The sequence below is a fragment of the Terribacillus sp. AE2B 122 genome (genome assembly GCF_902497585.1).
GTDB lineage: Bacteria > Bacillota > Bacilli > Bacillales > Amphibacillaceae > Terribacillus > Terribacillus saccharophilus_A.
In genome coordinates this window covers 665726-683417 of sequence record NZ_LR700942.1, presented here as the reverse complement: position 1 = coordinate 683417, position 17692 = coordinate 665726, and the positions used below count along the sequence as shown (strand labels likewise).

The window sequence follows — 17692 nt, the reverse complement described above, 5'->3', positions numbered from 1 at the left end:
ATACCAGGCAGACTTTACTGAGGGAAATGACAACAACAAAACTTCAATAGTATTCAGTAAGTATGAAAACAGCTGCCCTGGGACACCTGGGCAGCTGTTTTTTGCATATTTATAAAGTTAACCTCTGCGGAATTTGGAGAGAATAATCAGATAAATATTCAAAACCCTTACCAATTCCCCCAGCCGCATGACTGTCTGAACCAGGTACGAGTGGAATTCCCATCTTTGCTGCGTACGCTATAAGTTCAGCTGGTGGATAGATTTCTTTACATAATGGTTTATAAAGACCAGCAGTATTCACATCGAGTTCGTAACCTTTTTCCTTCATTATTTCCAGAATGTTCTGCTGTTCCTTTGAAAATTCAGCTGGCTTCGGATAAGCTAGCTGAAATTTTTGAATTAACGTAATGTGACCAATTCTTTTTGGTTTAAAGAAGCCAAGATCAGCTTCAAGTGAAGCCCGCAGATTTTCATAATAAGTTTTATATAGTGGTGACAATCCGCCAAATACATCAGCAGCACGCCCGAATTCCTCTTCACTGTAATCAATGCAGAAGAAAGACTTATCCGGTGCTTGCAGCATATGAACGGAAAGAATACCATCATCCATTTCTGGACCGTACGTATCAAGGAAAGTTTGTGTTTCTTGTTCGTAGCCTCTGATATAATCTACTTCAAAGCCTATATTAATCTGCAAATCATTTTTATATTGTTTTTGCAGCGCTTTTCCTTCCATTACATAAGCTTCAACATTGTTCCGATCCATTGTGCTGTCACGATGTGGGGCAGGATCTGTAAAGCTTTCTGGGAGTGGAGCATGTTCTGTAAACGATAAATGAGTGAGTCCTTTTTTTATTGCTTGGAGGACATAGGCTTCCATTTTATCGTCTGCGCCATGCTGGCAATACTGGGTATGTACGTGAAAATCTCCTTGCATAGTTTTGCTCCTTTCGTTATGTGTTGACGTTAGTATCTCATTATGTTACATTCAAATCAACAGAAATCCTTTATCATAGTAAAGTGGTAGAATGATAAAGAAAGAATCGGAGGCTTATAGATGTTCTTACCAGCAGGAAGCCGTGATTTGACAGGTCGACAGCTTGTCAATCGTGTCAGTATATACGAAAAGTTCCAGTCTGTCGTGAATTTACGAAATTATCAAGCTATTGAAACACCTGTTATTGAGTATAGCGCAACATTTACCAATCCTTATGCCGGTATGACGCTTAAAAAGATGCTCAAATGGTTTGATGAAGAAGGAGAAATCGAAGTATTGCGTCCGGATTGGACAATTGCTGTTGCCCGTGCTCTTGCAAATCAGCAATCGGATCAGCAGAAATGGGCTTATGCCGGATCTGTATTCAAAAAAGATCATACAGGTGTCGAAAGCCATCAGGCTGGCATCGAAATAATTCGGACTCCAGGTCTGTACGGAGAATATGAAAGTTTGTTCACAGCTGCTCGCTTCCTGCGGGAACTTGGATTGCAGCAGTATAGCATTGAGTTAGGGCATACGGAAATCTTCGAGACATTCATTGCTTCTCTAAAACTTGATGAAACAGCTGCTTCTCTAATTAGACAGGCAATGCATGATAAGCGAAAAGATGAAGTATATCGTCTTGTGAAGGAAGCGGGAAATGAAGAAACAGCTGAAGCAGTAGCTGTTTTAGCAGATGCATTCGGCGGAACAGCCATTTTAGATAAATTCGCAGCGGCGTGGGAAAATAACTCCAAATTATTACCTGTTATCCAAGAGCTTCAGCAGCTTGCAGCCGCACTTGAGGAGCTTGGGCAGGATGTCATCGTCGACCTGGGACGTGTAAAGCAGCTGCCATATTACAATGGCGCCATGTTCAGAGGTTTCCTGGAAGAAAGTGGAGCTGAATGCTTCTCAGGAGGCAGGTATGACGAGCTGTATGAACAGTTTGGCGGAAAGATGAGCGCTGTCGGCTTAGCATTTGATATGGATGTACTTGCGGCTGCGCTGCCGGCACCAGAAAAACAGGAACGTATTTGCTTGCTGACAGATGAGCAAGGTCTGATTGCAGCTGAAGCATTGCGCTATAAATACGCAGATGCGGTAGTAGACGTAAGGACAGAAGCAACAGCCGAAAATTATGATCGAGTTTATCACGTCATTCAGAGCCGAGAAGGATACGAGGTGGTCGAGAAATGAAACCAGTTATTGCATTAACCAAGGGTCGTGTAGAAAAGCAATTTCTCGCATATTTGAAAGAACGAGGCATCGACAGTACACCATTAGTAGAAAAAGGACGTAAACTTAGCGTTGAAACAGATCAAGCAACCTATTTCTTCGCTAAGGGCGTTGATGTGACAACGTATGTACAGCATGGTATTGCCGACCTAGGAATCGTAGGAGAAGACATCATTGCTGAATTCCAGCCGGATGTATTCAATCTCTTTCCGTTACCATTCGGAGCTTGTAAGATGGCGGTTGCTGCTGAGAAGGACAAAGATTGGCCAGATCGGAAGAAACGAATCGCCAGCAAGTACACCAATATCACGAAGCAATATTACTTAGAAAAAGGCGAGTCCGTCGATATCATCAAGTTGGAAGGCTCCGTGGAATTGGCGCCGCTGCTCGGATTGGCTGATGCAATCGTCGATATCGTCGAGACTGGCACAACCTTAAAAGAGAACGGTTTGGAAGTGATCGAAGATATCCAGCACTTCACGGCCAGAGTCATCGCTAACCGTTCATCTTTAAAAATGAAACGTAATATCCTTCAGCCCTACCTTTCTACCTTACAGGAAGAGGTGGCGCAATCGTGAAAAAACTAACAAGTACGCAATTCCTGGAACAGTTTTGCACCAGGAAGGCCGATAGCGGTTTTGATCCTGAAGTCCTTCAGTCTGTATCGGCTATTTTAAAGGATGTCCAGTTGGAAGGTGATCAGGCTGTCCAGAAATACACCGAACGATTCGATGGTACAACAACAGATAACCTTATAGTTTCCGAAGTCGAGATACAGGAAGCAAAAGCCAAAGTGTCACCCGAAACACTGACTGCTTTAAAGGAAGCTGCTGCAAATATTCGTGCCTTTCATGAAAAGCAAGTTACTCCATCTCGCATCATGGCTGCTGAAGAAGGGAAACAGCTCGGTCAGCTCGTCCTGCCGATGGAGCGAATTGGAATTTATGTACCTGGAGGCAAAGCGGTATATCCGTCGACAATTTTGATGAACGCTATTCCAGCACGTTTGGCAGGTGTGAAGGAAATCATTATGGTAACACCGGTAAAGGATAATGGAGCGATCGCTCCGGTCTTAGCGGCTGCAGCTGAAATTGCCGGTGTGGATAAAATATATAAAATTGGCGGTGCCCAGGCGATTGGAGCTTTGGCATATGGAACAGAGACAATCACTCCAGTCGACAAAATTGTCGGTCCAGGTAATGCATTTGTAGCTGCTGCGAAGATGCTTGTCTTCGGGCAGGTAGGAATAGACATGATCGCCGGTCCATCGGAAGTGGCAATCATAGCGGATAACGCAGCAGATCCTGCATTTATCGCAGCAGATTTGCTGGCTCAGGCAGAACATGATGAAAATGCAAGAGTGATCCTTTTGACAGACAGTGAGGTTTTGATTCAATTAGTAGAAAAAGAGCTGGAAAGCCAGCTGGAAAAGCTGCCACGTAAAGCAATAGCAAGTGTTGCAATCAATGGAGACAGTGCGCTTGTTCTGACAGATTCTGTGGCCGAGAGCTTCGAGTTATCGAATGCCTTTGCTCCAGAACACTTGGAAATCCAGACAGCTGACCCGTTATCAACTTTAGGAAAGATAAAACATGCTGGATCCGTCTTCCTTGGTTCCTATTCTCCTACAGCACTCGGTGACTATTACGGGGGAACAAATCACGTATTGCCGACAAACGGCACAGCAAGATTCTCATCAGGACTCAGTGTGGATGATTTTATTAAGAAAACGACATACACGTATTACGATAAAGAAGCATTGCAGCAAGGCAGGATGGCCATCACACAGCTTACTGAGGAAGAACAGCTAACAGGTCATGGTGATTCAATCAATATCCGGTTCAAATGAGACAGGGGGATGCATTATTCATGCGTACAGCAGAAAAAGCTCGTAAAACATTCGAAACAGACATCAATATGCAGGTGAATCTGGATGATAACAGCAATATCTCAATCAATACAGGAGTAGGCTTCTTCGATCACATGCTGACTCTATTTGCAAGCCATGCCAGAATTGGTCTAGTGGTTGAAGCCAATGGAGATTTACATATCGATAGTCACCACACAGTGGAAGATACCGGTATCGTGCTTGGTCAGCTGGTGAAAGAAGCGCTTGGTTCGAAGGAAGGTATCAATCGCTATGGCAATGCCTTTGTACCGATGGATGAAACATTAGGCTTTGTAGCACTGGATATCAGCGGGCGTCCATTCCTTGTGTTTGATGCAGAATTTGAAAATCCTAAACTGGGGAACTTTGATACAGAGCTTGTACGCGAATTTTTCCAAGCGTTTTCTGTGCATGCAGGTATCACACTGCACGCTAAGGTTCATTATGGATTCAATACGCATCACAAAGCAGAATCTTTGTTCAAAGCGCTTGGCCAATCGCTCGCTGTTGCCATTAAAGTGAACCCAGATATCAAAGGCGTCAACAGTACGAAAGGGATGATCGAATGATCGCAATCGTCGATTATGGCGTCGGAAATGTCGCCAGTGTGGCCAATGCCTGCAAACAGCTTGGCTACGAAACGATACTGACGGATAAGAAAGAAGAATTCGAGCAAGCAACGCATATCATCTTGCCAGGTGTCGGATCATTTCGCGCTGCCATGGAGGAGATTGAGCAGCGGAACCTACGTGGACTGTTGTTAGAACTAGCTGCCCAAAAGCCATTTATCGGTATTTGTGTCGGCATGCAGCTTTTATTTGAAAAAGGGTTCGAACATGGCGAAACAGAGGGATTGGGACTCATTCCAGGAACGGTTGATAAGATAGAAACGACGCACTTGCTGCCCCATATTGGCTGGAATAGCTTAGAGGTAAGTAGCAGCTTCCCGACATATACAGAACATGACGGCAAGCATGTCTACTTTGTGCATAGCTACCAGGCGAACACACCCGAAGAATATATTGTTGCCAGCACGGAATATGGCACCCAAATCCCTGCTATCGTACAAAAAGGGACAATTTGCGGTATACAATTCCATCCGGAGAAAAGTGAAAAAGTCGGTCAGCTCCTGCTGCAAAGCGTGTTTGAAAGCAGTCAGCAAGCCTTTAGCAAGGAGGAAAGCATATGATCGCAAAACGTATTATTCCATGTTTGGATGTGAAAGACGGAACAGTCGTAAAGGGAACGAATTTCGTCTCCTTGCGTGAACTAGGTGATCCTGTTGCCATGGCCGCGGCTTATTCGAAAAGCGGAGCCGATGAAATAGTGTTCCTCGACATCTCTGCAACACATGAAGGACGGGCGACGATGATGGACATCGTACGTCAGACTGCATTGCATGTGTTCGTGCCTTTCACAGTCGGAGGCGGTGTTCGCTCGCTTGATGATATGACGACCATGCTTCAGGCTGGAGCGGATAAAGTAGCTATTAACTCAGCTGCTGTTGCAGAGCCGGAACTTATTACTAAAGGAGCAGAAAAGTTCGGTTCACAATGTATCGTTGTTGCTATCGACGCTAAACGTTTTGATGATGGCTGGCATGTCGTAACACACGGCGGGCGTAAAGACACCGGTATAGATGCTATCGAATGGGCGAAGGAAGCAGAGGCAAGAGGAGCAGGGGAGATATTGCTGACAAGCATGGATGCTGATGGCGTGAAAACTGGTTATGACCTGTCGCTGACGAAAGCGATCGTGGAGGAAGTCCGCATCCCGGTCATTGCCTCAGGAGGCTGTGGCAGTCCGGAACATATAACAGAAGTATTCCAGAAAACAAATGTGTCTGCAGCACTTGCAGCGTCCATTTTCCATGATAAGACCTTCAGCATCGAAGAAGTAAAGCAAAGCTGCCACCAGGAAGGAGTGCGAATACGTGAAGCCTGATTTTACAAAAGGACTAGTCCCTGCAATTGTGCAGGACAGCCAGACCAAGCAAGTACTCATGCTTGCCTATATGAATGAAGTAGCATATGAGAAAACAGTGGAAACAAAAGAAACATGGTTTTATTCCCGCTCGCGAGAGGAGCTTTGGAATAAAGGTGCAACCTCTGGCAACACGCAGCAAGTTATTGATATGAAGCTGGATTGTGACAATGACACAATCCTGATCAGTGTCATACCACAAGGACCAGCCTGCCATACAGGAGAAGTAAGCTGTTTCTTCAACGAAACGCCGATAACTGGTGATTCAGAGGAAGAAGTGAATATATTCAAGACAGTTATGGATGAAGCCGAAGACCGGAAAAAGCATCCTGTTGATAATTCCTACACGAATTATCTATATAAAAAAGGCGTCGATAAAATCGGCAAGAAAGTGATTGAAGAAGCTGGTGAAGTCGTTATCGCAGCAAAGAATGATGATCCAGAGGAATTGGTTAATGAAGTGAGTGACCTGCTGTATCACAGCTTCGTTTTGCTCGCTAATCAAGGAGTAAGTCTGCAAGAGGTAGAAGCAGAGCTGGCACGGCGGTTTCAGAAGAAAGGCAATAACAAAGGAGAGCGTCCACCTATAAAAGAGTGGTGACAACATTCCGAAAAAGGTTATAAAGAAATCGACCAGTGCATTCAAAGAGAAACGAATGAACTGGTCGATTATTTTAGTTTGCAAGATAGTACCATTCGATTAATACTTACCTTCTGTAAGAATCGATAGTAAAGTTGTGGTTTTTCTCAATCTTTCTCAATCTTTATTCTTCTGCTTTGTACACGAAGTAATCAAAATCAGCATGCAGTCTTTGACCAGATGTATCTTGACACTGCATTCCAACAAATGCTCCAGTGAAGAAACCACCACCTTTAATATAATCATCGGACAATTTATAGGAAGGGAGTGTCACAGGGACTTCTGTCCAATTATCTCCATCGAAAGAATAAGAATATCTATAAATGTTTGCGCTTACATTACATCTTAAATAAATATAGTCTAGGTCAAGTGGAACGGTGATTTGATTATCTAGGAGAGGCTGTTCGAATACAAAATTATCACATGTCGTTAGATCTAGGATCCTTCCTTTATTCTCATCCCAAGTAATCTGAAATGCTGTCCAATTTTGCGTATTATAATAATTAACCAGTCCAGCTGCTTGCTGAAAACTACTTGGATTGAATGATATCTTTGTTTCTGCAGTAAATTTAAAATGCTGCCACCTTCTCGCAATGAAGGCTTGTGTAAATTTCGAAGTGAGAGATTCTCTGCCGTAAAGTCTTAAATGTCCTGGGTTATCTAGTAATGTTGCTATTTTCTCATCGAGTGGAATACGAAGTGACTGGAAATGAAGATTTAAAGAATTCGTATCGAAATCATCTATCACGTCGTAGTCACTGTTCCATTTTACTTCCTTTATCGCTGGTCCTTCTATCTCTAAAGATGGTTGATTGCCGCCAACTACATAGGGCCAATTATTATTCCATTCCAAACGTTGGATTGCAGTTTCTCTGCCGAGCGGACAATAACCACGCGGATCCAACAGCGGTTTATCTGGTTGTTGTAAAGGTCGTCCAGTTAAGTGAACTAGAAACCATTCATCAGTATGAGTATGGACAATGGAGGCGTGTCCAGCTTTTTGCAACGGATTTCTTGGATAAGGAAAAGAAGTAATCAAAGGGTTCTGCGGATGAACTTCATAAGATCCAAGCAAATCTTTTGAACGAGCAATGGTAGCTTGGTGGTCGTATTTGGTTCCTCCTTCAGCCGTTAAAAGGTAATAGTATCCGTTTATTTTATAAAGGTGGGGAGCTTCTGTCAGCTTCACGTCTGTTCCTTTGAAGATAATGTCTTTTTTGCCTACTAGTTTTTGTTCATCAACACTATATTCTTGAAGTACTATGCCATGAAAGTTATGATTGCCAACTCGATGATCCCAGACCATATTTACAAGATATTTTTTACCATCGTCATCATGGAACAAGGAAGGATCAAATCCGGAACTGTTCAAAAATATCGGGTCGGACCATTCACCTTCTACTGTATCACAGGTAACCAAGTAATTATGACAGTCCTTCCATTGACCATCCACTACTTTAACATCGGAGTAAATCAGCCAGAATTTATCATCATAATAGGATAGGGCAGGGGCCCATACACCTCCGGAATCAGGATTCCCCATCATGTTCAGCTGACTAATCCGATTAAGAGGCCTTGATACCAGCCGCCAATTCTTTAAATCTCTGGAGTGATAGATACCCACGCCGGGAAACCACTCAAATGTAGATACCGCAACATAGTAATCTTCTCCTGAACGGCAAATACTCGGATCGGGATTAAACCCTGTCAAAATTGGATTTTGAATTGTTGTCATTTGTATAACCTCTCTTTTCTTAAGGATACGGAATAACAAGCAGCTTAAATATCTTGAATGTTGATTGCCAAGAAATTCTCACTGGCATAGGCGGATGCCCCTAAGGCAGCTGAATAACGAGACAATTGAGAAAAACAGATATTCAAATCTTTTTGATGTGTACGAAGCATTTGTTTTTGTTTCTCTTTTATGGATTCTCTTAACCAGTTACCGGAAGAGGCTAGGCGATTTCCAACGATAATCTGTTCTGGGTTGAATATATTGATGATATTGTTAATTCCTATACCAAGATAATTGCCAATTTCCCGGAAGATGTTAATCGCAACTGGATCACCTCCTTCAGCTAGCTCATTCAGCATCTCAAGGGAGAGCTTTTGTCCTTCTGCTGGACGGATCCCTTTTTCTGCTGCACTATTAACTAATGCCTTTTCAGATGCATACAATTCCCAGCAGCCTTGATTACCGCATCGGCATAAAGGACCGTCCACTTCTATTGTCATATGACCGAGCTCCCCTGAGAAACCATTGTGGCCTTTATAAAGTTCACCATTTAGGATAAGACCAACACCAATCCCGATACCTACACTTATGTAAATTAAATTATCAGAGGATTGACCAGCTCCAAATTTCTTTTCGCCGTATGCACCTGCATTTGCTTCGTTTTCAATTAGAACAGGAACATTATATTTTTCTTCTAAAAATCCTTTCAAGTCTTTATTTCTCCAATTTAAGTTTGGAGCAAGTAAAATTTCGCCTTCTGTACTTACTGTTCCTGGTACACCGACACCGATTCCTACGAGACCATACGAACTTGGAGGCATGGAAAGAAGCAGGGAGTCGATTATCATGTTTAGTTGGATCTGAATTTCTTCATAAGACAAATCGTTAAAATGAGTGATTTTTTCATTTGTGATATTTCCTTGCAAATCTGTCAGTATACCAAGAATATAATTCACTCCAATATCAACACCGATAGAGTAGCCTGCAAGGTGGTTGAATAAGAGCATGACAGGACGTCTTCCACCGCTTGAAACACCTGGTCCTGATTCTAAAATCAAATCTTCCGCAAGAAGTTCACTAACTTGGGACGAGACGGTTCCTTTATTCAGACCCGTTTTATTTGCAATATCTGCTCTAGATATAGGTGTATATTCTTGAATTGTTTGTAAAACCAAGGATTTGTTTCCTTTTTTTACAACGTGCTGATTAAAGGTTTGAGATTTCATTTGCTTGCTCCATTCTGCTGTTTGAATATTTCCATTTTATCATTATCCATTTACATTATAAACTTAGTTCAGCCACTAGACAAACATTGTTTTCGATGGTACACTAATTCCAGCAACAAACCATTCCAAATGAATAATGGGGGTATTTTAATTGAGCAAAAAGAAAGCGGTTACAATTGTCTTCGCTATTATTTCCTCGTTGTTGTTGATCAGTGGGTGTTCAGGTTCTGAAGGTGCTTCAGGCTCCGGCGACAAGACGATTGAGTTTATGCATCTATGGCCAGAAGGCAGCTCTAAGCAGCATAACGAAATCGTAAAGGAGATTGTCGCTGATTTTGAAGCTGACAATCCGGATGTGAAGGTTAAATTGGAGGTTCTTAGTAACGAGCAATATAAGGATAAGATTAAAGTGTTATCTACTTCCAATGAATTACCTGATGTCGGTATGACTTGGGCTGCAGGTTATTTAGAACCTTATGTCGACGGCAAGAAATTTGCACCTTTAGATGATTTACTTGAAGGTGATTTAAAAGACAGCTTTGTTTCTGGAATACCCGAAGCATATGAGATTGAAGGCAGTACCTATGGATTACCGCTTGAATTGAATATTGCAACTGTGTTCTACAATAAAAAGATCTTTGAGGAGAATGGTTTGGAAGCGCCGAAAACATATGAAGAGTTTCAGAATGCAATAGAAACACTAGCTAAAAATGGAGTGGCTCCTATAGCTTTAGGTAATAAAGATCGCTGGACAGGATCTCTATGGTACATGTATTTTGCTGACAGGATCGGTGGGGGAGATGTCTTAACAAATGCTATCAACCGTTCAGGTTCTTTCACTGATCCTGCATTGGTTTCTGCTGCTGAAGAAGTACAGAACTTGGTTGATAAGGACGCATTCCTTAAAGGATTCAATGGACTTTCAGACGAGGAAGCAAAAAGTATGTTTATGAATGAACAGGCTGCTATGTATTTGATCGCAACTTGGGATCTTCCGAATTACACAACAAATGAGGATGTACCTCAGGAGTTCCGTGATTCTGTGGGTTACTTCCCTTTCCCAACAGTTGATGGAAAAGGTGAAATGAGCAGTTATGTGGGGGGACCAGGAGTAGGATTATTTGTTGCTGAAGATTCTGATGTAAAAGAAGAAGCAAAAGATTTTGCAGCATTCTTCGTGAAGGAATGGGGCGAGAAATCAGTTACTGAAGCTGGGGTCATTCCGGCTACTAAAGTAGATGCTGCTTCGCTAGATTTACCCGATATGTATGTAGATGTACTTGATGATTTGAACAATGCAAGCAATATTACATTATTTGCAGATGTCCAAATGAATGCAGATGTTGCCCAAACCCATTTGGATATGATTCAATCACTATTCGGTAAAGAGGTAACACCCGAAGAGTTTGCTGAGAAGCATGAAGAGGCTCTATCAAAATAATTAATCAATGGATGAAGAGGGCAAGCCTATAGCTGGATTGCCCTTTTTTTATAAAAGGGAGGCGATCACTATGAACAGAGTTATGTCTAATAAATGGATTATTGGGATGTATATTCTCCCGGCATTTTTACTGATCAGTATTTTTATCTTTATTCCTCTGTTATTATCCGGATACTATGGCTTAATGGACTGGGATGGTATTGGTGCCATGAAGTACATAGGTATGGAAAACTACTTTAACGCTATTCAAGATGGACTTTTTTGGTCAAGTGCCTTTCATTCTTTCATGCTTGCCTTGTTTTCCACACTAAGTTTGATTGTGTATTTGGCAATCTCGTTGATTCTTGCATCAAAGATTAAAGGCTCCAATTTACTGAGAAAGATTTACCTAATTCCGATGCTATTATCTTCTGTAGCAATAGCACAATTATGGATTAAAGTATTTAATCCGTCCAACGGTATCTTGAATAGCATATTAGCTTCTTTCGGGGTAGACAATCCACCAGCGTGGCTTGCTGAACCTGCCGTGGTATTGTATGCCATCTTTATTCCAATACTTTGGCAGTATGCGGGTTTTTATATACTGATTTATTATGCTGCATTGAAAAATATCCCCGAGTCTATTATTGAAGCAGCTAGAATCGATGGAGCTACTCCATTTCAGATTGCATATAAAATTAAATTACCTTTGATAATGGGTGTTGTAAAAGTGACGATTGTACTTGCTGTTGTAGGTTCACTCAAGTACTTCGATCTAATATACGTTATGACGGGCGGGGGACCTAATGGTGCTAGTGAAGTAATGGCGTCTTATATGTACAAACTGGCGTTTTCCAGTAATGATTTTGGTTATGGTAGTGCTATTGGCTTTTTATTGTTGATCATCACACTAATTGTTACTTTAGTTGTCCGAAAGGTTACAGCTTCTAAGGAAGAACTTCAATATTAAGAGGGGGTTTATGCATTGAAGAAAGTGGGTTACATTCTTCTTTATGTTTGTTTGAGTGCGGTAGCAGTCTTTCAAGTGTTTCCGATATTATGGCTATTTCTCTTCTCATTAAAGAATAACCAAGAAATCTTTTCCAAATCTCCATTTTCCTTACCATCAGAGTTCAGATGGGAAAACTATTTAAAGGTATGGGATAGCGGTATCGGAAGTTATTTCTGGAATAGCGTTTGGATTACAGGAGTAGCAATAATTTTTACAGTATTATTAGCAAGTATGGCTGCTTTTGCGATTACCAGGATGCAATGGAAATGGAGTAAACTGGTTCTCGGGCTATTTATGGTAGGTTTGATGATACCTATACATTCTTCTATCATTCCTTTATTCAATATGTTTTTGAATGTGAATATGATAGACAATCCATGGTCAATCGTCATTACTTATACGGCTTATAATTTGCCGATTACTTTGATGATCCTATTAGGGTTCTATTATACACTGCCCCGTGAAATTGAAGAGGCGGCTATAATGGACGGCTGTTCGGTTCATCGGATATTCTTTAAGATCATCCTTCCGATGACGATTCCTGTTATATCTACCACGGTGATAATTAACATGATTTATAACTGGAATGAGTTTGTTTTTGTGAATACATTTATAAGCTCAGATGAATACAAAACACTGACAGTCGGAATTCAAAATTTCATCGGACAATATATGACGGATTGGGGAGCAATTGGGGCAACTCTTATCATTAGCATGCTGCCGATACTGCTTGCCTTCCTATTTTTCAGCAATAAAGTGGTAGAAGGAATTTCTTCTAGTGCAGTTAAAGGGTAACAAAGGGAAAGAGCAATCCTCTTATGGATTGCTCTTTTTACGTAGTACTCTTCTTTCTCATACTAGTAAAGGCATGAAGGCTAAGCCACATAGTGATAAATGCATAGGAACTGCCGCCAAATAGAAATGCCAAGGAAGGGAGCACGTACATGATCATTGTTAAGGAAGCGAGGCAGATAAGAATTAATAAAGTATGCAATGGATGAATCAACATGATGAGAAAGGCATTCCTGATGATTGTTCTTACACCTGAGTCGTAATGAACAAAAGTCGGAAAAAGATAGAACAATAGAAGTAATGAAAAGAGGATGAATACCAGCAATGGGATATGAGTCCAAGTCAAGGATGTTGTAAGGATGTGCATATACCAGAAATCAATAACAATGATAATAGAGAGCACTGTAACAAAAACCCCTAATCGGTTACTTTTCCAAAATTCCCTTCTGAAATATGTCCAAAAAGAAGGGAATAAAGCAGATCCCGATTCTCCTTTTAACCAATCTCTAATGATGGTAAACATTGCGATAGTAGAAGGGAAAAAGCCAAAGATAAAACCGCCGGCAATTGTAAACAGTATCCATAGAACATTCAGATATGCAAAGCGAGTAATCCATTCAAATAGTTGATATAAGGAACTGCTGAGTCTAATCAATGCAAAACCCTCCCTTATTCTAGTTAGTTTTAAGTCAGGAAATAAAAGGTTTATGAAAGCACTTACATTATAAAATAAAAAAATACTAAAGTATATGATTATCTGACGAATAATTAGGAGTTAGGAAATCAAAAAAACTTAGTTTATCGTCTAGACAAACTAAGTTTTCAGTGATATCATCAAATGGAAATAAAGTAAGCGGAGAAGGGGAGGCTTAAATAACGTGAAAAAATGTAAGGGCTTACTATCATTATTGCTAATCGGTATGCTTGTAATGATCTTGTCTGCCTGTGGTCAAGATGCAGGGAATGAAAGCGCTAACAATGGTGGGGGTCAAGATAATGATGACAATGGATTAAAGATTGGCTTGTCTGTTTCCGACTTAACGCTTGAGCGTTGGCAGCACGATCGTGACTTTTTTGTGGAGAAGGCGGAAGAACTTGGTGCGGAAGTTCTTGTACAATCAGCTGATGGAGACGAAGCTAAGCAGCTTTCACAGATTCAAAATATGCTGTCCCAAGATATTGATGCACTTGTAATCATTGCAATCAATTCAGACGCTCTTTCCACAGTTGTTGATCAGGCTAAAGCAGAAGGAATCTCTGTACTTTCTTATGATCGATTAATTAATGGTACTGATATAGATGCGTATGTCTCTTTTGATAATGTAAGAGTAGGAGAAATGCAGGCAGAATATCTGGTGGAACAGGTGCCAACAGGTAAGTACTTCTTAATGGGAGGTTCTCCTACTGACAATAATGCCAAGTTATTCAGAGAAGGTCAGATGAATATCCTGCAGCCGTTAGTCGATAGTGGGGATATTGAAGTTGTAGGTGACCAATGGGCTAAGAACTGGGATGCCAATGAAGCTCTAAAAATAATGGAGAACGCATTGACTGCTAATAAAAATGAAATAGACGCTGTTGTCGCTTCCAATGACAGTACTGCTGGGGGTGCGATTCAGGCACTTGAAGCTCAGGGACTGGACGGTAAAGTTGCCATATCCGGTCAGGATGCCGATCTAGCTGGAGTACAGCGAATTGCAGAAGGTACACAAACAATGACTATCTATAAGCCTATTAAAGAGATAGCAACAAAGAGTGCTGAAGTAGCAGTGCAGCTTGCAAAGGGCGAAGAAGTAACAGCTGATTCCAGCATTAATAATGGAACAATGGATGTGCCATTTATCAAACTAGATCCAATTCAGGTAAATAAAGATAACTTGGTAGAAACTGTTATCAATGATGGATTCCACACATTTGATGATGTGTACAAAAACGTCCCGGAAAGTGAACGACCAGCATCTCCATAATAAAACACGTAAGTTATCTGTATCATATCTGAAGAGTTCAGATCGACGGTAAGGGGGATTCTGCTGCTGTATAGGTAACTCTTGCTGGCATCCCAATAAAACAACTGACTTAAGGAGATGACACCAGGCATGTTTGCACTTGAAATGAAAGGTATTACAAAAGAGTTCCCAGGTGTACGTGCTTTAGATAATGTAACATTTTCCGTAAGAAAAGGAGAAATACATGCACTGTGCGGTGAAAACGGCGCTGGAAAATCCACATTAATGAAAATACTCAGCGGAGTATATCCACACAATAGTTATAGTGGACAAATCTATATCAATGGAAAGGAGGCAGAGTTTAAGTCAATTAAAGAATCTCAGGAAGCTGGGGTAGGGATTATTTATCAGGAGCTAGCGCTAGTGGAGGAGATGTCGGTAGCAGAAAATCTGTTTCTTAGCCATGATCTAATGCGACAAAAAATCGTTAATTGGAACAAAATTTACTCTGAAGCTAAAAAAAAGCTAGCAGAAATCGGTCTGAATATAGATCCTCAGGTTAAAGTAGGTGACCTGACTGTAGGAAAACAACAGTTAGTGGAAATTGCAAAAGCATTAACAAAGAAAACAGAGATATTGATTCTTGACGAACCGACGGCTGCATTAACAGAAAGTGATGTAAAGGTATTGATCAATTTACTGAATGACTTACGGGACCAAGGAGTAACATGTATCTACATTTCTCACAAACTAGGAGAGGTTTTAGAGTTAGCTGATACCGTAACCATTCTACGTGATGGAAAAACTATTAGTACAGAACTGATTAAGGATATGACAGAACAAAAAATTGTATCCAAGATGGTCGGTCGTGACTTAACAGAGCTTTTTCCTTATGAGCCGCATGGAATTGGAAGAGAAAATGTTTTGGAAGTCAGAGATTACTCTTTTACAGATGAATCAGGCAAAAAATTGATCTCAGATGTGTCTTTTCGCCTCCGAAGAGGAGAGATTCTAGGGTTTTCGGGTTTAATGGGGGCTGGACGTTCGGAATTGTTCGTTAGCTTGTTTGGAGGTTTGAAAGGTAAGAAGAAGGGATCTGTCCTAATAGAAGGGACAAAGAAAAATATTACCCAACCTTCTAATGCCATTAAGCACGGAATGGCCTACGTATCAGAAGACCGAAAGCGATATGGGCTTGTATTGGGTATGGAAATTACAAAGAACACAACGCTTGCTGCTCTTAATAAAGTAATGAAGTTTAAAGTGATCGATGCAGCATTGGAAGTCAAAAATGCAACCATGGTGACTGATAAAATGAAATTGAAAGCTCCTAATCTAGAAGTGAAGGTTGGCCAGTTAAGTGGCGGCAATCAGCAAAAAGTAGTACTAAGTAAATGGCTAATGAACAATCCAAAGATACTTATTCTTGATGAGCCTACCAGAGGGATAGATGTCGGAGCCAAGTATGAAATCTATAAAATTATCAATGAACTCGCCAAGGAAGGAGTCGGTATTGTCATTATTTCTTCAGAGCTCCCCGAAGTAATGGGTATGTCTGATCGAATTATCGTTATGTCTGAAGGGAAAATCACAGGTGAATTCCTACGGGCTGATGCCACTCAAGAGAAAATCATGACTTGTGCCACAGGAGGGAAGCAAAATGAACAGTCCACTTCCATCGGCTAAAGGTGAATCAGGAAAACAACCTAAATTAACTTTTAAGTTGGACTTACAAGCATACACACTCATTATTGCATTAGTATTGATTGCTGTGATTTTTAGTATCTTCACCGGTGGGGAGTTTCTATCATCAAGAAATATTTCCAATTTATTCACGCAAATGTCAGTGATAGCTGTACTGGCAATAGGAATGACATTGATAATAGTAGCAGGTCATATTGACTTGTCGGTTGGATCTTTGGTCGGATTGCTTGGCGGGATTGCCGCTATATTACAGGTATGGCATGGATGGGGAACAATACCTGTCATAATTGTGACTGTGATCGCTGGAGCATTGCTAGGTTTATGGCAAGGATGGTGGGTTGCATATCGGGCAGTGCCTGCTTTTATTGTAACTTTGGGTGGAATGCTGGTTTTTAGAGGAATACTGATTGGAATTAGTAAAGGGCAAACCGTTGCTCCTATGAATGAAAGCTTTAAACAAATAGGAAACAGCTATCTCCCATATGTATTAGGATACATCCTTGCGGTGATCAGTATTGCATTGTTAATCTATGGTACTTACAGAAACCGTTTTAAACGGAAGCAGTTAGGATTAGTGATTCCTGCAGGCATCATAGATTATGGAAAAGTATCGTTATATTCCTTTTTTATTCTTCTTGCTACCTATATGTTAAATCGCTACTTAGGAATACCTGTCCCTATCTTCATCGTAATAGTACTGGCAGCGATATTCATCTTTATATCAAACAAAACGGCATTCGGTCGTTACGTGTATGCTATTGGTGGAAATCAGGAAGCTGCTGCACTATCAGGTATCAATATTAAATGGAATACACTTTGGGTATTCATCACGATGGGTGCTTTGGCGGGCATAGGTGGGATTTTGCTGACAAGCAGATTGAATGCAGCAACTGTAAGTGCAGGTGATATGTATGAATTGGATGCTATTGCTGCCTGTGTCATTGGAGGAACAAGCCTTATGGGAGGAAAGGGAAGAATCACCGGAGCTTTGATTGGTGCTCTGATAATGGCTAGTATCGATAATGGCATGAGCATTATGAATATAGAGGCGTTTTGGCAATACATCGTAAAAGGTCTCATTCTCATTCTGGCAGTTTGGGTAGATATATCAAGTAAAAAATAATAGGAGGC

General features: G+C 41.1%; 17 protein-coding genes. 13 read left to right on the top strand and 4 right to left on the bottom strand.

Annotated features, from left to right (window positions below; all coding sequences use genetic code 11):
- Positions 1 to 109 precede the first annotated feature (109 nt).
- On the bottom strand, positions 110 to 937 hold the full coding sequence (hisJ, locus tag AE2B122_RS03515) for a histidinol-phosphatase HisJ (protein WP_175073107.1): 828 nt from the start codon (positions 935 to 937) through the stop codon (positions 110 to 112).
- A gap of 120 nt (positions 938 to 1057) precedes the next feature.
- On the opposite strand from hisJ, the gene AE2B122_RS03510 reads away from it, so the two are divergent.
- Genes AE2B122_RS03510 through hisIE form a run of 7 tightly spaced genes read left to right on the top strand, consistent with a single transcriptional unit; the run spans position 1058 to position 6687 of the window.
- A complete protein-coding gene (locus AE2B122_RS03510; RefSeq protein WP_175073106.1) occupies positions 1058 to 2176 on the top strand; it encodes an ATP phosphoribosyltransferase regulatory subunit in 1119 nt (372 codons plus the stop codon).
- Positions 2173 to 2793 carry an ATP phosphoribosyltransferase gene (gene hisG / locus AE2B122_RS03505; protein ID WP_175073105.1) on the top strand — a complete coding sequence of 207 codons (621 nt, stop codon included), beginning with the start codon at positions 2173 to 2175 and terminating at the stop codon, positions 2791 to 2793. The genes AE2B122_RS03510 and hisG overlap by 4 nt, the downstream gene beginning before the upstream one ends.
- Positions 2787 to 4064 (top strand): histidinol dehydrogenase, encoded by a 1278-nt coding sequence (hisD, locus tag AE2B122_RS03500; RefSeq protein ID WP_175073293.1) that lies wholly within the window; start codon positions 2787 to 2789, stop codon positions 4062 to 4064. The genes hisG and hisD overlap by 7 nt, the downstream gene beginning before the upstream one ends.
- Positions 4065 to 4084: 20 nt before the next feature.
- Complete coding sequence (gene hisB, locus AE2B122_RS03495) at positions 4085 to 4672, top strand: imidazoleglycerol-phosphate dehydratase HisB (protein WP_095217809.1); 588 nt, start codon at positions 4085 to 4087, stop codon at positions 4670 to 4672.
- Positions 4669 to 5292 carry an imidazole glycerol phosphate synthase subunit HisH gene (gene hisH, locus AE2B122_RS03490; protein ID WP_175073104.1) on the top strand — a complete coding sequence of 208 codons (624 nt, stop codon included), beginning with the start codon at positions 4669 to 4671 and terminating at the stop codon, positions 5290 to 5292. The genes hisB and hisH overlap by 4 nt, the downstream gene beginning before the upstream one ends.
- Entirely contained in the window at positions 5289 to 6047 is a 759-nt protein-coding gene (gene hisF / locus AE2B122_RS03485) for an imidazole glycerol phosphate synthase subunit HisF (RefSeq protein ID WP_095217811.1), read from the top strand. The genes hisH and hisF overlap by 4 nt, the downstream gene beginning before the upstream one ends.
- Entirely contained in the window at positions 6037 to 6687 is a 651-nt protein-coding gene (hisIE, locus tag AE2B122_RS03480; RefSeq protein ID WP_175073103.1) for a bifunctional phosphoribosyl-AMP cyclohydrolase/phosphoribosyl-ATP diphosphatase HisIE, read from the top strand. Before hisF ends, hisIE begins: the two co-directional genes overlap by 11 nt.
- A gap of 163 nt (positions 6688 to 6850) precedes the next feature.
- On the opposite strand, the gene AE2B122_RS03475 is transcribed toward hisIE, so the two are convergent.
- Both AE2B122_RS03475 and AE2B122_RS03470 read right to left on the bottom strand, forming a co-directional pair.
- The gene (locus AE2B122_RS03475; protein ID WP_175073102.1) at positions 6851 to 8461 is read right to left on the bottom strand and encodes a glycoside hydrolase family 43 protein; all 1611 of its coding nucleotides are present in this window, start codon (positions 8459 to 8461) and stop codon (positions 6851 to 6853) included.
- 44 nt (positions 8462 to 8505) lie between these two features.
- Positions 8506 to 9687: an ROK family transcriptional regulator gene (locus AE2B122_RS03470; RefSeq protein WP_175073101.1), complete on the bottom strand. Its 1182-nt coding sequence runs from the start codon at positions 9685 to 9687 to the stop codon at positions 8506 to 8508.
- A 151-nt stretch (positions 9688 to 9838) separates the two neighbouring features.
- Here AE2B122_RS03470 and AE2B122_RS03465 point away from each other — a divergent pair, with 151 nt between their 5' ends.
- The 3 genes from AE2B122_RS03465 to AE2B122_RS03455 all read left to right on the top strand — a co-directional run bounded on the left by AE2B122_RS03465 (position 9839) and on the right by AE2B122_RS03455 (position 12914).
- Complete coding sequence (locus AE2B122_RS03465; protein ID WP_175073100.1) at positions 9839 to 11128, top strand: extracellular solute-binding protein; 1290 nt, start codon at positions 9839 to 9841, stop codon at positions 11126 to 11128.
- Positions 11129 to 11198: 70 nt separating this feature from the next.
- Positions 11199 to 12077, top strand: a complete 879-nt coding sequence (locus AE2B122_RS03460) for a carbohydrate ABC transporter permease (protein WP_095273066.1) — start codon at positions 11199 to 11201, stop codon at positions 12075 to 12077.
- A 15-nt stretch (positions 12078 to 12092) separates the two neighbouring features.
- A complete protein-coding gene (locus AE2B122_RS03455) occupies positions 12093 to 12914 on the top strand; it encodes a carbohydrate ABC transporter permease (protein ID WP_175073099.1) in 822 nt (273 codons plus the stop codon).
- 37 nt (positions 12915 to 12951) lie between these two features.
- Here AE2B122_RS03455 and AE2B122_RS03450 read toward each other — a convergent pair whose 3' ends face one another.
- The gene (locus AE2B122_RS03450) at positions 12952 to 13566 is read right to left on the bottom strand and encodes a YesL family protein (protein ID WP_175073098.1); all 615 of its coding nucleotides are present in this window, start codon (positions 13564 to 13566) and stop codon (positions 12952 to 12954) included.
- Positions 13567 to 13831: 265 nt separating this feature from the next.
- On the opposite strand from AE2B122_RS03450, the gene xylF reads away from it, so the two are divergent.
- The 3 genes from xylF (at position 13832) to AE2B122_RS03435 (ending at position 17684) form a co-directional block, all read left to right on the top strand.
- Positions 13832 to 14878 carry a D-xylose ABC transporter substrate-binding protein gene (gene xylF / locus AE2B122_RS03445; RefSeq protein WP_175073292.1) on the top strand — a complete coding sequence of 349 codons (1047 nt, stop codon included), beginning with the start codon at positions 13832 to 13834 and terminating at the stop codon, positions 14876 to 14878.
- Between the two features lie 129 nt (positions 14879 to 15007).
- Positions 15008 to 16543, top strand: a complete 1536-nt coding sequence (locus tag AE2B122_RS03440; RefSeq protein ID WP_175073097.1) for a xylose ABC transporter ATP-binding protein — start codon at positions 15008 to 15010, stop codon at positions 16541 to 16543.
- Positions 16518 to 17684, top strand: a complete 1167-nt coding sequence (locus AE2B122_RS03435; RefSeq protein ID WP_095273059.1) for a sugar ABC transporter permease — start codon at positions 16518 to 16520, stop codon at positions 17682 to 17684. Before AE2B122_RS03440 ends, AE2B122_RS03435 begins: the two co-directional genes overlap by 26 nt.
- Positions 17685 to 17692 lie beyond the last annotated feature (8 nt).

Bases quoted from the DNA above. Each gene is read 5' to 3' on its own strand.
- hisJ (WP_175073107.1), bottom strand. From the start codon at position 937: ATGCAAGGAGATTTTCACGTACATACCCAGTATTGCCAGCATGGCGCA.
- AE2B122_RS03510 (WP_175073106.1), top strand. From the start codon at position 1,058: ATGTTCTTACCAGCAGGAAGCCGTGATTTGACAGGTCGACAGCTTGTC.
- hisG (WP_175073105.1), top strand. From the start codon at position 2,173: ATGAAACCAGTTATTGCATTAACCAAGGGTCGTGTAGAAAAGCAATTT.
- hisB (WP_095217809.1), top strand. From the start codon at position 4,085: ATGCGTACAGCAGAAAAAGCTCGTAAAACATTCGAAACAGACATCAAT.
- hisH (WP_175073104.1), top strand. From the start codon at position 4,669: ATGATCGCAATCGTCGATTATGGCGTCGGAAATGTCGCCAGTGTGGCC.
- hisF (WP_095217811.1), top strand. From the start codon at position 5,289: ATGATCGCAAAACGTATTATTCCATGTTTGGATGTGAAAGACGGAACA.
- AE2B122_RS03475 (WP_175073102.1), bottom strand. From the start codon at position 8,461: ATGACAACAATTCAAAATCCAATTTTGACAGGGTTTAATCCCGATCCG.
- AE2B122_RS03470 (WP_175073101.1), bottom strand. From the start codon at position 9,687: ATGAAATCTCAAACCTTTAATCAGCACGTTGTAAAAAAAGGAAACAAA.
- AE2B122_RS03460 (WP_095273066.1), top strand. From the start codon at position 11,199: ATGAACAGAGTTATGTCTAATAAATGGATTATTGGGATGTATATTCTC.
- xylF (WP_175073292.1), top strand. From the start codon at position 13,832: ATGCTTGTAATGATCTTGTCTGCCTGTGGTCAAGATGCAGGGAATGAA.
- AE2B122_RS03440 (WP_175073097.1), top strand. From the start codon at position 15,008: ATGTTTGCACTTGAAATGAAAGGTATTACAAAAGAGTTCCCAGGTGTA.
- AE2B122_RS03435 (WP_095273059.1), top strand. From the start codon at position 16,518: ATGAACAGTCCACTTCCATCGGCTAAAGGTGAATCAGGAAAACAACCT.